Raw genomic sequence first — 15,086 nt, forward strand, 5'->3', positions numbered from 1 at the left:
TACAAAAACTTTGGGTAATAACAAAGCCCGGGCTTGTGAAAGTCTGGGCTTTGTGCATAAAAAAAGGTTGTGCCAGCGTTTTGACACAACCTCTTCACGTTGCTATTTCATCTTAGCTCCCTCCTGCACTTCTACTGATATCAAGTCAAGTTCGTTTCCCTATTTGAAACTATAGTTCCCATTGCTTGAAACTCTAGTTTCATACGCTCGAAACTTTTGGTTTCAAGCCTTTGGAACTATGGTTTCTTACTGATGAAACTACAGTTTCTCACCGATGGAACCCTAGTTTCAAGCAGTGGAAACTAATTAAGCTACAACGAGTGGCAGTAGCGTGACGGCAAATTCTGCCATCACACTGCTGTCACTCGTTGCCGTCACCATATTTATACCTAAAAATCAACCTGTTACCTCTAAAACAGTGACAGGTGACAGATAATATTTGTTTTTATTTATATAGGATGAAGAAAATATAGATGCTACTGATATTATTTACAGATAAACGTAACCAACAATCCTTTGTGATCGGTTGGCCATACATCAAGCGGCAATAAGAACTTATCTTTGGATGTCTCCTGCACGCGCTGTGCGCGGACAATAGAACCTTTCGGTCCGAAGATGACCGCCTTCCTTGCATCCAGTCCTTCGCCTTTATAGAAAATAAAGTCGATCCGGTCCCGCTCGTCTGCTTTGGGAGCCCATGTGATTTTCTCCGGAGTTTTTGCCGGATTGTCCGAAGGATAAGTAAAGCCGGGATGTGTCAAAGGATTGGGATATATCTTACGGTAACTATCTACAAATCCGGCTTCTTCGAGCAAAGTCGTTACCGTCCAGGGCACAACGAAGCCATTGTGATCGTACATATCTTTATTCTTTTCTATCCAGTCACGGTAAGACGGTTCGTTAAAGTCACCGCCGATAATCACTTTATACCCTGCTGCCAGGTCTTTCTCAGCCTGAGTGATAAACAAACGGATAGCATCGTCACGCTGGGAAGCAACGTTTACTTTCAGTATCTCTTCTACCGATGCCGGCAACGGTATTTCCTTCCAGGTAGAACCGTCATAGCCGCGGGCATTGTAGTATGCACAATCCAGATAATCCAGATGTGACGTGTAAACCGCTACCTTATGCCCGTTTACCGAACTGGTCAGGCGATAGATACTTCCGTGATCGTCTTTCTCGGGAAAAACAGTCAGGGAATCGGTGATAGGATGTTTGCTCAGCAGCCCCGTGTCATAACTATAAAAAGAATAATACGAAAGCCCCTTCTCTTTCAGCGAAGCACAGACGCGGGCTGTGAAATTCGTCTTATTGTAATTCCTGACTTCACTGAAAGTTACAAAGTCCGGTTTCAGGCGAACAATCTCATTGACAATGGCGTCATATCCTCCCGGTACCATCGTACCTTCCTGCCATACATTCCATTGCAGTACTGTAAATTCATTACTCTTCTGACTTCGTGCAAAGACGGAAACAAATAGTAAAAGTGTCGTAAATAGTAAGTTGGTTAATCGCATTTCATTTATTATTTAGCGTGATGTATCTTTAAATAGCTTTCCAGAAAGACTGAAAATCACGGTATTTGCCGTAGCAGACCAGTTCGTCTCCTTCTTCCACCTTTTCATCTCCGGGCAACTCATTTTTGACATGAAGCTCTGTCAGAGAAATGCCCAGACAATTAGTGACACTGTTCGCCCGCTTCAATGCGATAACTTTCAGATGAAACTCTTCATCCATATTCAGTTCATTCACAAAGTATCCTACAAACTTCTTCGGAACGGTAAACTTCACCACATAATAATCCTGGTCGATACGGAACGCTTCCATCGTCGCTCCAAAATCGAGCAACTGCACCAGGCTGCGGGCGGCATCCTCTTCCGGTGTCAGAATCTTCTCCAGACTGAAAGCCTCCAGCACCGCTTTGTGTACCGCATCAATGGCACGGGCAAAGATACGCGATACCTTTTTCTGCTTCAGCAATGCAACAACACGTATGGAGGCACCGAAATTCTCACCAATGGCAACAATGACGATATCTACACTATTCAAAGGCAGCACCGACAATGACTGCTCGTCCGTAGCATCAATGACAAAAGCGGTAGCAACCTTGTCTTTGATTGAATCTACACGGCTTTCACTGATATCCGCTCCAATAATCTCATGTCCCAATGCCGACAATTCCTCGGCAAGCACATGTCCGTAATTTCCTAAACCAATAATAATATACTTCATGATGTTAGTTTATGATGATGTTATCACTCGGATAACGGTATTTTGTATTCTTTTTCTGTTTGACGATTCCCAGCATCAGAGTGATCAGCCCCACACGACCGATAAACATCAGCAAAGATACCAGCAACTTACTCGCATCACACAGCTGAGGAGTCAGATTCAAGCTCGATCCTACCGTACTGAGGGCAGAAACACATTCGAAAGTCAGCGCCAGTAAAGAAGCCTCCGGCTCGAGTATGCTCAATATAAAGATAAAGAGAAACAGTACTCCCAGCGACATGACTACCGTCGCATTGGAACGCCGGATAGAATCGTGAGACAGTTCCCTGCCAAATACTTCCACCCGCTCACTCCCCCGCAATACAGCGACAAGATTCAGCACGACTACTGCAAAAGCATTCACTTTGACACCGCCTGCCGTAGACTGCGAACCACCGCCGACCCACATTAAGAAAAGATAAACCAGCAGAGTCTGCACACTCAAGGATGCCAGATCGACACTGCTGAAACCGGCTGTTCGCGGACAAGTAGCATTAAAGAAAGCTTGCGTCCACTTATCGGCGACAGGCATACCGGCAAAAGAGGCATTCCACTCAAAAGCAGCAACAGCCAATGTACCGGTCAGCAAAAGCAGGAAAGTCATGATTAATACGATTTTCGTATTCAGGTTATAGAGGTGCTGCACCTTATGCCTTTCCAGTTTACGGGTACGTACAAACTTCCAGAAACGGCGCAAATGGTATAATACGATATCTTTGAAATTAACCAGAATCGGGAAACCGATACCTCCAAATATGATAAGTAAGGAAACGGAAATGAACAACCAGTTGTGGTTAGTCATCACCATCGGATTTCCCAAGTTACCGGAAAGGGTGGAAAAACCCGCATTACAGAAAGCAGAGATGGAGTGGAACGCGGCAAAAGCCAGCTCTTCTTCCAGATTCATCCCCAGTGTACCGTGAATGCTGAACCAGATCGATATCATACCTATCCCTTCGATCACCAGCGTAAATCCCAATATATACAGCAAAGTGGACAGCAATGACCCCAGCGAATTGGAACTGACCATATCACGTACGACAAGCTGATTGTAAATGGAAGTATTTCCCATAAAGAACATGGCGAAGAAACTGGTCAATGTCATCACACCCAGTCCGCCAATCTGAATCAGCAGGATAATGACAACCAATCCGCTGGTGGTGAAAGTGGTGGATACATCTACCGGGACCAACCCCGTCACACATACGGCACTGGTCGCTGTAAACAGAGAATCGACCCAGGTGATGCCATTGACCGTACATCGCGGAAGCATCAGCAATCCCGTCCCGATCAGAATAATAGCCAGAAAGCTGACAGCCAGTATCAGAGACGGATTCGTGCGGCGTCCTAAAAGACGCACCAGCCCATTGGATAAGTTCAGCAGAGAAAAGATCAGCAACAATACCAAATGATAGAACTTCCCGTGAAGGAATTCCCAAACCTGCAAAATCGCTCCTTCTTCCTCCGGACGATGGAAGATGACAGGTACCAGAGTGAGATAGAGCAATCCGCTCAATATCCATGCCAGCCTTCGATATTGCTTTTTCGTATTCCGGTATTCCAGCGAAATATGCAATGTGACATCAATCAGGAAGATGATCCATACAGCTTTATACAAGACCTGTATCTGCTCTACTTCCCCCGGGGACAAGGGAAAACCATGTTCGTAAACTACTCCGACAATCAACAACAGAGATGCCAGATACGTGAGTGCTTCTACCAGCCCCAGTATGATGCGTATATAGGGTTTCAGAAGTTTATTCTGATATAACAGAAATTTATGATAAATCTTCATATCACATTTTTTATTGTCGTCTTTGCTATGTCGTGCAAACTTAATTAAAATAACAATCGGATTCCATTCTTTGTTGACAAAATTACACGAATATTAAAAATTTTGCCTACTTTTGGCAGCAGAAAACTAATAAACCACAATATCATGAGTGACAAAAGAAAACGGTATATCCTGCCGGAAGAAGAAATTCCACATTACTGGTACAACATTCAGGCTGACATGGTGAACAAGCCAATGCCTCCGTTGCATCCGGGAACCAAACAACCGCTGAAAGCGGAAGATCTGTATCCAATCTTTGCCAAAGAACTGTGCCATCAGGAACTTAACCAGACGGACGCATGGATTGAAATACCGGAAGATGTACGCGAAATGTATAAATATTATCGCAGTACGCCGCTTGTACGCGCTTACGGATTGGAGAAAGCGCTCGGGACTCCGGCACATATCTATTTCAAGAATGAAAGCGTCAGCCCGATCGGTTCTCATAAGTTGAACTCTGCGCTGGCTCAGGCATACTATTGCAAAGAAGAAGGCGTCACGAACGTTACCACCGAGACCGGTGCAGGACAATGGGGAGCCGCTCTTTCTTATGCAGCCAAAGTATTCGGACTCGAAGCTGCCGTTTATCAGGTAAAGATCAGCTACGAGCAAAAACCTTACCGCCGCAGCATCATGCAGACTTTCGGTGCACAGGTGACTCCTTCTCCGTCAATGTCTACCCGTGCGGGAAAAGATATCCTGACTGCTCACCCTACGTATCAGGGTTCTCTGGGTACAGCCATTTCGGAAGCTATCGAACTGGCGCAAATGACTCCCAACTGTAAATATACACTCGGTTCGGTACTCAGCCACGTAACTCTCCATCAGACAATCATCGGTCTGGAAGCTGAAAAGCAAATGGAAATGGCAGGCGAATATCCGGATGTGGTAATCGGTTGTTTCGGAGGTGGTTCCAACTTCGGAGGTATCTCTTTCCCATTTATGCGTCACAACATTCTGGAAGGAAAGAAGACCCGTTTCGTTGCTGCCGAACCTGCTTCCTGCCCCAAACTGACTCGCGGTAAATTCCAATACGACTTCGGTGACGAGGCCGGATACACTCCGCTGCTCCCGATGTTTACATTAGGACATAACTTCGCCCCTGCCCATATCCATGCGGGCGGTCTTCGCTATCACGGCGCAGGTGTCATCGTTTCACAGTTACTGAAGGACAACCTGATGGAAGCAGTAGATATCCAGCAGCTGGAATCTTTCGAAGCGGGCTGCCTGTTCGCACAGATGGAAGGTATTATTCCGGCACCGGAATCTTGTCACGCGATTGCCGCCGCCGTACGCGAAGCAAACCAGTGCAAGGAAACCGGAGAAGAGAAAGTGATTCTGTTCAACCTGTCCGGACATGGATTGATTGACATGGCATCTTATGATAAGTATCTGGCAGGCGATTTAGTGAACTACGCATTGACTGACGAAGATATCCAGAAGAACCTGGATGAAATAGGAGACTTGTCCAAATAAACTTCGGTATCAGAACCGAACATTATCATTATAAAGCCCGGTACACTGTGCCGGGCTTATTTATTTTCTGCATGCAGCATATCCATATACTCACCGGGGGACATCTTTTCAACATTCGCAAAATAGCGGTAGAAACTGGAACGGGAAGTAAAGCCGCTCATGAACATCAGTTCCTTCACAGAAAGGTCTTTCTGCAGTCTGGCCTGTTCTTTAAAATACTGCAAACGATGGAAATTGATAAAGTCTCTAAAGCCGGAAAAGCCATCGTAATGAAGAGCTTTATCGAGCCTGTTCTCATTCGTATTCAAGTCATTCAACAAGTCCTGCAATGCATATTGAGGATTGGTAAGACAATCACCCGGACAATATGCCACAACGAAAGATGATTCATCGGTACTTCTGTTAAGCGGGGTAACGCATTCGATCCCCCCTGGCTGAAAAGCCATATCCATTCGAGATTATCGCATAACAAAAGAAGAGACAGGATAATGGCAAGCATTCCCCAGGCTTTCTGGAGTCTGTTATCAGAAGAACGGAAAAAAACAATAATTCCCAATACCAGACCCACAACATCCAGCAATAATTCAATGCATAATACTATGACATTTACCATCCTTTTTTTTAAAGGGGCAAAAGTATACTTTTTCAGAAAAGAAAGAGGAGTTCCTTTCTTTAAAAAACGTCCCATTTTAAGAAAATCAACTAAAATGGGAATCTTTTGGAAGGTACAAATTTCCTCCTTCTAATCGGAACAAATACCTTTGTCCGAGTATTCAATTCAAACAATACCAATTTAAATATGACACGCTACTTAAAGAATATGGAAAAAGAAATTATCATCAACAATCAACCTGATGAAATCACAAGAATTGCCCAATTCATCGACGAATTAGGGATGTCATTACAACTTCCGCCGAGTATTACAATGAGTGTTAACCTCGCTATCGAAGAAGCCATCTCCAATATTATCCATCACGGTTACCCGACAAACAAAGAAGGTGAGATCACACTCCTAACTTCTGTTGCCCCCGGAATACTCACCGCCCGAATCATAGACAATGGTATTTCATTCGATCCCACTGAAAGAAACACCGATGCTGACAACATTATATCGCTCGACCAACAGCTGACACAGGGATTAGGACTCTTTCTAATCCGGCGGACGATGGACAAAGTGGAATATCACTCTACGGAATCTCAAAATGAACTGACCCTTATCAAAAAGATCGATATGGACTTCAAACCGGAAGCTTCGCTCAAAACCAATATTTGCAAAATAGAAGAAGTGACCATACTAACTATTGAAGGACGCCTGGATACAGCAAACAGTAACGATTTCAATGTAGTCATCAGTCCGCTGCTAAGCATGCCGACTCCGAATATCATAATCAATGTCGAAGGTTTGCTCTATATCAGCAGTTCCGGTTTGCGCAGTCTGATTACCCTTCAGAAATGCGTCCGGCAACATCAGGGAGTGCTTGTCATAGAAGCAATGAGACCTGAAATCCTGAAGATATTCGACATGACCGGTTGTTCTTCCCTGTTTACCATTCGCTAAAACGCCCTGTCTTATGAAGAAATCAGGTATTATATCCTGTATTCTGCTGTTAACCGCTTTCTTTTCAGCAGGCACAACGAATGCGCAGTCTATCGTCCTCACTCCCAAGTGGACCGCACAGGCACAATTCGCCGGTTACTATGTAGCCGAGAAGATGGGATTTTATAAAGAAGAAGGGCTCGACGTGCGCATACAGCATCCTTCTCTCTCCGAAAGTTCCTTTTCTTTTCTGAAGAAGGGTAAAGCTCAGGCAGTTGTCATGAACTTGTCGTATGCGCTGACTGAGTTCTTTGCAGGCGCACGCGTAGTCAACATCCTGCAGACCTCACAGGAAAACAGTCTGATGCTGGTCAGCCATTCACCATTGAAAGGTCTTACTGCCCTGCAACATCAGAAAATAGCCGTATGGAATCATCTCAGTCAGGAATTACTCGGACAAGTTGCCAATAAATACCAGCTTCAGGTGGAATGGATACGCTTTAACGGCGGAATGAATATCTTTCTCTCAAAGGCCGCGGATATCTGTCTGGTAGGAAGTTACAACGAATTCCTCCAATTGGCGGAATGCGGTATGAAAACAGATTCTACCCACGTCATGCATTTTGCCGATTACGGATACAACCTGCCCGAAGATGGCCTTTACGTTACCGAGGAATTTTACGAGAAGTATCCGGAAGCCGCACGAAAATTGGCAAAAGCCAGTATGCGTGGCTGGGAATGGGCCAATGAACACCGGGAAGAGACCCTCGACATCATTATGGAAGAGGTGCATCTACACAACATAGGAACCAATCGATATCACCAGCGTAAGATGCTGGATGAGGTATTGCGATTGCAAACAAACAGAGAGAGCGGCAAACGAACCTTCCGGCTAAGCCATGAAGGTTTTGACCGGGCAACAAGCATTTTGCTGCCTGCACAGAAGAAAACAGCCCATATCCGTTATGAGAATTTCGTAAAATAACCAGATCATTCCATGAAACATACTTTTTCACGTTCCTTCGCCACACGTCTGAGCATCTACGTGCTTTCATTCACGTTGATTGTCTTCACCACCATCATGGTGCTGGCATATAACTACAGCCAGGAGAAGGTCACCAATTATGCTATCGAACGAACCCACGGATTGTTGAATAACATGGTCACGGAAATCTCCAGCCAGTTGAGTTCTGTAAAAACAACCGTCAACCAATCGCTCTGGATGCTGGAAGGAGGACTGAATCATCCCGATTCACTGCGCCATATCATTACGGAAGTGGTGAAGAACAACCCGTTCATCGTTGGGAGCGGCATTGCCTTCCGACCGGATTATTACAAAGACAAAGGAAAATATTTCATGCCTTACGCCGCGTTCCGCAACGGGAAGGATGGAGAGATTGACTATCATGTATTAGGCAGCCAGAATTATGATTATCCCTGCATGGACTGGTACCTGATTCCCCAGTTACTGAAACAAGAATACTGGAGCGAACCGTATTACGATGAGGGAGGGGGAAATATAATCATGAGTACGTATGCCAAACCGCTATACAACAGTGACGGAGAAGTTTTTGCCATCTTTACCGCCAACATATCCTTATCGCAGTTTACCGATACAATCAGTCACCTGAAACCCTACGAATCAAGTTATACCTATCTGCTCAGCCGCAACGGAAGTTTTCTGACTCATGCGGACCGAAGTAAAATCATGAATGAAACAATATTCTCCGAAGCCTTTGACGGCAACAATCAGGCACAGGAGCAGATAGGACATGAAATGCTGGCAGGGCATACCGGAACGAAGCATTTCAATTATAAAGGAAAAGATTCATATGCCTTCTACACCCCTATCCAACATATAGGATGGTCGGTATGTACGGTCTGCCCGAGCAAAATTATTCTTCATGACCTGGACTCTATTTCCAGAGAGATTATCTATACCTTCCTTGCAGGTATGCTGGCACTGTTCCTGATGGTATACAGCATCATCCGCCGGCTTGCCCGCCCATTGGAGAAGTTCTCCGAATCGGCACGCCAAATCGCTCTCGGAAGGTTTGATGTCAAGCTTCCGAATGTACATTCGAACGACGAGATAAAGGATCTGCACGACTCGCTCTCCTATATGCAACATTCCTTGTCTGCTTATGTAACTGAGTTACAGGCAACCACCGCAAGCAAAGAACGGATTGAAAGCGAATTGTCCATTGCCCGGGAGATACAGATGGGAATGATTCCCAAAATATTCCCTCCCTACCCCGACCGTAATGATGTGGATTTACATGCAATCCTGCATCCTGCCAAAGAAGTAGGCGGCGACTTATATGATTTCTACATAAACGACAACCGCCTCTATTTCGTGATTGGAGATGTGTCGGGCAAAGGAATTCCGGCTTCATTGTTTATGGCGATTACCCGCAGCCTGTTCCGTACCTTGTCTCAGCAGGCTGTTTCACCGGCCAGAATTGTCACCGAAATGAATAACTCGATCTCCGACAATAACGAATCGAATATGTTCGTTACACTGATTGTCGGGATACTCGACTTGCAGACCGGAATACTTAAACTGAGCAACGCAGGACACAATCCCCCTTTCATTATTTATCCGGACGGAGAGGTCTCTCTTCTGGAATTCAAGACGTATCTTTTCGCAGGAGTAATGGAAGACGTGGTCTACTCCGATGAAGAAATAACGCTGAAAGAAGGAAGCAAACTATTCCTTTACACAGATGGAGTAACAGAAGCCGAAGATATAGACAAGCAGCTATACGGAGAAGAAAAGCTGCTGGAAGTTCTGTCTCAAAACACTTCATCGGATGTGCGCAGCACGGTCGACGCCGTAGTCAGTTCCGTAGCCGGACACGTCAAGGAAGCCGAAGCCAGTGATGATTTAACAATTTTACTAATACATTATAAGCCTTAAAAAGACAAACAATAAAGCACAATGATTATGGAAAAAGAAATAAGAATCTCCAACAATCTAAATGAGATTGCCACTTTAGCAAACTTCATTGAAGAGCTAGGTGAGGAACTGTCTTTACCTATGGAAGCAATCATGAACATCAATCTGGCATTGGAAGAAGCTGTTGCCAATATTATTATGTATGCCTACCCTTCCCAGGAGGAGCATATCATTCTACTAAAAGTGACGTCTACTCCCAAACAACTCGTTTTCCTGCTGACAGACAAAGGAGCTTCCTTTGACCCGACACAAGTGGAAGACACGGACATCACCCTTTCTCTTGAAGAACGTCCGATCGGGGGATTAGGAATTTTCCTTATACGAAGCATCATGAACGAAATATCGTATCAGCGTCTTGACAATGAAAATCGATTGACAATGAAAAAAGACATCTGACAACAGACGGAAAAAAGATCATGTAGTTTTCTATCCACAGACATGAGGTATTTAAAGGAAATTACTATCTTTGGTGCCATTATTAATCTCGTGAACTAATAATGAGCAAGCTTAAGAAGATAGTAATCTACTTGTTTTTCCTGTGCATAGGAATGCATTCCGCCTTTCCCGAAACTCCGGAACAAATCACATTTTCCTATATTTCCATCAATGAGGGACTGTCACAAAGTACTGTGTTCTCTATTGATCAGGACAAAAGGGGAAATATGTGGTTTGCCACTTATGACGGTATTAATAAATATGATGGATACGCATTTACGGTTTATCAACACAATGAAGATGATCCGAACAGCATCGCCAATGACATCTCCCGTATTGTAAAAACCGACAGTCAGGGACGGGTGTGGATTGGTACGCGGGATGGATTGTCCCGTTATGATGAAGAAAAAGACATCTTCCAGAACTTTTTCTACGAGAAGAAAGGAAAACACCTGCAAGTCAACGGCATCGAAGAGATTTCACCGGAGCAGTTGCTGATCAGCACTCCGGAAGGGCTGATCATGTTTGATATCAAAGGGTCGAAATTTATAGATGACTCTTTCAGCACTGCGATGCACAAGACCATAGCCTCTACTCTTTACAGACAAGACGATCAAATCTATATTGGCACTCCGACCGACGGACTGTACAATTATTCCATTACCCAGAAGAGTTTTAAGAAAGTGATCCCTGTTTTAGGAACCAAACAGATTCAGGCTATCCTCCAGCAATCCCCTACCCGCATCTGGGTGGCAACCGAAGGAGCCGGACTATTCCTCATTAATCCGAAAACGAAGGAAATAAAGAATTACCTTCATTCCCCCTCCAATCCGAAGAGTATCAGTTCTAATTATATCCGCTCACTGGCACTGGATTCACAGAACCGTTTGTGGATCGGTACTTTCAATGATTTGAATATTTATCATGAGGGCACTGATTCTTTTGCATCCTACAGCAGTAATCCCGTAGAAAACGGCAGCCTGTCCCAGCGCTCGGTCCGCAGTATCTTTATGGATTCGCAAGGTGGTATGTGGCTGGGTACTTATTTCGGCGGACTGAACTATTACCACCCTATCCGAAACCGATTTAAGAATATCCGTAACATTCCTTATAAAAACTCATTAAGCGACAATGTAGTAAGTTGTATTGTCGAAGATAAAGACAAGAATCTGTGGATAGGCACGAATGACGGAGGATTGAATCTTTATAATCCGGCTACGCAACGATTTACATCTTATACGTTGCAGGAAGATGAAAATACGAGAGGTATCGGCTCCAATAATATCAAGGCGGTATATGTAGACGAAAAGAAATCTTTAGTATATATAGGTACCCATGCCGGCGGACTAAGCATTCTTCACCGTAATGGCGGTCAGGTAGAAAGCTTCAATCAGCGGAACAGTCAGCTGGTGAATGAGAACGTCTATGCCATACTTCCCGACGGAGAAGGGAATCTTTGGCTGGGAACTCTTAGTGCACTGGTTCATTTTAATCCGGAAAAGCGGAGTTTTACTACGATTGAAAAAGAGAAAGATGGCACTCCGGTCGTTCTCAAACAAATCACGACTCTATTCCGGGACTCCCATAAACGTTTGTGGATTGGTGGAGAAGAAGGTATATCGGTTTATCAGCAAGAAGGTCTGGAGATACAAAAAGCCGCTATACTTCCGGCTTCCAATGTCACAAAGCTCTTCACAAACTGTATTTACGAAGCTTCCAACGGGGTTATCTGGATAGGTACACGTGAAGGATTTTATTGTTTGAATGAAAAAGATAAGCAGATCAAACGGTATAATACAACCAACGGCCTGCCTAATAACGTAGTATACGGCATTTTGGAAGACTCTTTCGGAAGACTTTGGTTAAGTACCAACCGGGGCATTTCCTGCTTTAATCCGGAAACGGAGAAATTCCGCAACTTTACGGAGTCGGACGGGTTGCAAAGCAATCAGTTCAACACATCTTCGTATTGTCGTACTTCCGCAGGACAGATGTATTTTGGCGGTATCAACGGAATCACAACTTTCCGTCCGGAGTTATTGCTTGACAATCCTTACACCCCTCCGGTAGTTATCACCAAACTGCAACTATTCAACAAAGTAGTCCGTCCGGATGATGAAACAGGTATTTTGACCAAGAATATCAGTGAAACGGAAAGTATCACACTGAAATCCTGGCAAACGGCATTCTCCATTGAATTTGTAGTCTCCAACTATATCTCGGGACAGCATAATACGTTCGCCTATAAACTGGAAGGGTATGACAAAGAATGGTATTATCTGACGGACAGCCGTACTGTCTCCTACTCCAATCTGCCACAAGGAACATACCAGTTCCTCGTAAAAGCCGCCAACAGTGATGGCAAATGGAATCCTATTCCTACAGCATTGGAAATTATCGTTCTGCCGGTCTGGTATAAAACCTGGTGGGCATTACTCATCTTCTTCGCAACCTTCGTCGGTTTCATCACTTTCGTATTCCGCTTCTTCTGGATGCGTAAAAGCATGGAAGCCCAACTCGAAATAGAACGCAGAGACAAAGAACATCAGGAAGAAATCAATCAGATGAAGATGCGTTTCTTCATCAATATCTCACATGAACTCCGTACACCTTTGACATTAATTCTGACCCCGCTGCAAGAGATCATTAATAAAATCAGTGACCGGTGGACGCGCAACCAACTGGAATATATCCAGCGAAATGCAAACCGGCTGCTTCATCTGGTCAACCAATTGATGGATTACCGCCGGGCCGAACTCGGAGTATTCGAACTAAAAGCGAAAAAGGGAAATGCCCATCAACTGATACAGGACAACTTCCTGTTCTACGACAAACTGGCACGCCACAAAAAAATCACTTATACTCTACATTCGGAACTGGAAGACAAAGAAGTTCTTTTTGATGCCAACTATCTGGAACTGATCGTGAACAATCTTCTTTCCAATGCTTTCAAATACACGGAAAGCGGACAAAGCATCACTGTAACGCTGAAAGAGGAAAATGGCTGGTTATTATTGCAAGTCAGTGATACCGGTATAGGTATCCCCATCAACAAACAGGGGAAGATATTCGAACGTTTCTATCAGATAGAAAGTGAGCATGTAGGAAGTGGTATCGGACTTTCGTTAGTACAACGTCTGATAGAACTTCATCATGGACGTATCGAACTGGACAGTGAGGAAAACAAGGGCAGTACATTCTCTGTCTATCTGCCCCAGGATTTATCTGTTTACAAACCTTCCGAACTGGCTTCGAACGACGAACTGAATGAAGAGGAACAAGTATACTCTACCAACTCCAAAGCTATGTATTTCATCGACACGGAGAAAGTGGAAAACGAATCGGTGGAATCCGGTGATAAGAAACGCGGGACAATTCTGATCGTAGAAGACAATAATGAGATCCGCCGCTATCTCAGTAACGGACTGGCTGATTTATTCAATACGCTGGAAGCCGGAAATGGTGAAGAAGCACTGGAAAAACTGAAAGATAACGAGGTGGATGTGATTGTCACCGACGTGATGATGCCGGTTATGAACGGTATCAAGTTATGCAAAAATGTAAAACAGAATATCCGGACTTGTCATATTCCGGTCATCATTCTCTCTGCAAAGACCGATATCAAAGATCAGATGGAAGGTTTGCAAATGGGTGCGGACGACTATATCCCCAAACCTTTCTCGCTTGCCATTCTGACGACCAAAATACAGAACATGATGCGTACACGCAGACGAATGCTCGAGAAATATGCTAAGTCGCTGGAGGTAGAACCGGAAAAGATCACGTTCAACGCAATGGATGAAGCCTTGTTGAAACGCGCTATGGCAATTGTGGAAAAGAACATGGATAACATCGAATTCTCTACCGACGAGTTCGCCAGAGAAATGAACATGAGCCGTTCCAACCTGCATCTGAAATTAAAAGCAATTACCGGAGAATCAACCATCGATTTCATCCGTAAAATACGTTTTAATGAAGCAGCCAAGCTACTGAAAGACGGACGATATACCGTAGCGGAAGTCAGCACCATGGTAGGATTCAATACGCCGTCATACTTTGCGACCAGCTTCAAGAAGTATTTTGGATGTTTGCCTACCGAGTATATTAAAAAGTCTAAAGGATAGTTCGGCATAGACTATAAAGTTACCATTGACAACCTGTGACATTTTTGTGTTATATTAAAGTATTATATGGGGAAAAACAAAAATGTCACAGAGTTATGGATCAGCTATTTAAGTTCAGTCAGAGGTTATTTTTAAGAGAAGTTTACAGAAAACAAGCGGATGTTTTTGCTTTTTTCGGAGGAAAAATTGCACTTTTCTTATAATACAGTCTGTATCATGCCTTTACACCACATTTCTAAACACGATTTATTATTAGTGAATTACTGTGCTGCAACTGCCAAGAAGGACAAGAACAACCAAGCGGTTGCTGAACAGTATTACATCGGTTGCACAAGTGCGACAGAATAATTCTCTCAGAAGAAATGAGCAATAGGCCCAAGCTTTCAGTTAATGCATATGAAGCAAACAGCTAATTCTTCCGCATCATTTGGATGAAAGATACGGTAGTTC

At 44.1% G+C, this 15,086-nt stretch carries 10 protein-coding genes; 6 read left to right on the top strand and 4 right to left on the bottom strand.

Annotated features, from left to right (window positions below; all coding sequences use genetic code 11):
- Positions 1-485 precede the first annotated feature (485 nt).
- Genes BLW31_RS20750 through BLW31_RS20760 form a run of 3 tightly spaced genes read right to left on the bottom strand, consistent with a single transcriptional unit; the run spans position 486 to position 4,066 of the window.
- A complete protein-coding gene (locus BLW31_RS20750; protein WP_010537319.1) occupies positions 486-1,517 on the bottom strand; it encodes an endonuclease/exonuclease/phosphatase family protein in 1,032 nt (343 codons plus the stop codon).
- Positions 1,518-1,545: 28 nt separating this feature from the next.
- Positions 1,546-2,232: a potassium channel family protein gene (locus BLW31_RS20755; RefSeq protein WP_010537318.1), complete on the bottom strand. Its 687-nt coding sequence runs from the start codon at positions 2,230-2,232 to the stop codon at positions 1,546-1,548.
- A 4-nt stretch (positions 2,233-2,236) separates the two neighbouring features.
- Entirely contained in the window at positions 2,237-4,066 is a 1,830-nt protein-coding gene (locus tag BLW31_RS20760) for a TrkH family potassium uptake protein (protein WP_010537317.1), read from the bottom strand.
- A gap of 144 nt (positions 4,067-4,210) precedes the next feature.
- On the opposite strand from BLW31_RS20760, the gene BLW31_RS20765 reads away from it, so the two are divergent.
- Positions 4,211-5,581 carry a TrpB-like pyridoxal phosphate-dependent enzyme gene (locus BLW31_RS20765; protein ID WP_010537316.1) on the top strand — a complete coding sequence of 457 codons (1,371 nt, stop codon included), beginning with the start codon at positions 4,211-4,213 and terminating at the stop codon, positions 5,579-5,581.
- A 56-nt stretch (positions 5,582-5,637) separates the two neighbouring features.
- Here BLW31_RS20765 and BLW31_RS24955 read toward each other — a convergent pair whose 3' ends face one another.
- Positions 5,638-6,027, bottom strand: coding sequence for a helix-turn-helix domain-containing protein (locus tag BLW31_RS24955; RefSeq protein WP_022301711.1), 390 nt, complete (start codon positions 6,025-6,027; stop codon positions 5,638-5,640).
- A gap of 374 nt (positions 6,028-6,401) precedes the next feature.
- Here BLW31_RS24955 and BLW31_RS20780 point away from each other — a divergent pair, with 374 nt between their 5' ends.
- The 5 genes from BLW31_RS20780 (at position 6,402) to BLW31_RS20800 (ending at position 14,636) form a co-directional block, all read left to right on the top strand.
- Entirely contained in the window at positions 6,402-7,139 is a 738-nt protein-coding gene (locus tag BLW31_RS20780) for an anti-sigma factor antagonist (protein ID WP_010537313.1), read from the top strand.
- Positions 7,140-7,152: 13 nt separating this feature from the next.
- Positions 7,153-8,103, top strand: a complete 951-nt coding sequence (locus tag BLW31_RS20785) for an ABC transporter substrate-binding protein (protein WP_010537312.1) — start codon at positions 7,153-7,155, stop codon at positions 8,101-8,103.
- Between the two features lie 12 nt (positions 8,104-8,115).
- A complete protein-coding gene (locus tag BLW31_RS20790) occupies positions 8,116-10,038 on the top strand; it encodes a SpoIIE family protein phosphatase (RefSeq protein ID WP_010537311.1) in 1,923 nt (640 codons plus the stop codon).
- Between the two features lie 27 nt (positions 10,039-10,065).
- The gene (locus BLW31_RS20795; protein ID WP_022301715.1) at positions 10,066-10,473 is read left to right on the top strand and encodes an ATP-binding protein; all 408 of its coding nucleotides are present in this window, start codon (positions 10,066-10,068) and stop codon (positions 10,471-10,473) included.
- A 101-nt stretch (positions 10,474-10,574) separates the two neighbouring features.
- On the top strand, positions 10,575-14,636 hold the full coding sequence (locus BLW31_RS20800; RefSeq protein WP_010537309.1) for a hybrid sensor histidine kinase/response regulator transcription factor: 4,062 nt from the start codon (positions 10,575-10,577) through the stop codon (positions 14,634-14,636).
- The last annotated feature ends 450 nt before the right edge of the window (positions 14,637-15,086 follow it).

The organism is Bacteroides faecis MAJ27, assembly GCF_900106755.1.
In the GTDB taxonomy this organism is placed as follows: Bacteria; Bacteroidota; Bacteroidia; order Bacteroidales; family Bacteroidaceae; genus Bacteroides; species Bacteroides faecis.

Coding starts and splice junctions, on each gene's coding strand:
- BLW31_RS20750 (WP_010537319.1), bottom strand. CDS start 1,517: ATGCGATTAACCAACTTACTATTTACGACACTTTTACTATTTGTTTCC.
- BLW31_RS20755 (WP_010537318.1), bottom strand. CDS start 2,232: ATGAAGTATATTATTATTGGTTTAGGAAATTACGGACATGTGCTTGCC.
- BLW31_RS20760 (WP_010537317.1), bottom strand. CDS start 4,066: ATGAAGATTTATCATAAATTTCTGTTATATCAGAATAAACTTCTGAAA.
- BLW31_RS20765 (WP_010537316.1), top strand. CDS start 4,211: ATGAGTGACAAAAGAAAACGGTATATCCTGCCGGAAGAAGAAATTCCA.
- BLW31_RS24955 (WP_022301711.1), bottom strand. CDS start 6,027: ATGGCTTTTCAGCCAGGGGGGATCGAATGCGTTACCCCGCTTAACAGA.
- BLW31_RS20780 (WP_010537313.1), top strand. CDS start 6,402: ATGGAAAAAGAAATTATCATCAACAATCAACCTGATGAAATCACAAGA.
- BLW31_RS20785 (WP_010537312.1), top strand. CDS start 7,153: ATGAAGAAATCAGGTATTATATCCTGTATTCTGCTGTTAACCGCTTTC.
- BLW31_RS20790 (WP_010537311.1), top strand. CDS start 8,116: ATGAAACATACTTTTTCACGTTCCTTCGCCACACGTCTGAGCATCTAC.
- BLW31_RS20795 (WP_022301715.1), top strand. CDS start 10,066: ATGGAAAAAGAAATAAGAATCTCCAACAATCTAAATGAGATTGCCACT.
- BLW31_RS20800 (WP_010537309.1), top strand. CDS start 10,575: ATGAGCAAGCTTAAGAAGATAGTAATCTACTTGTTTTTCCTGTGCATA.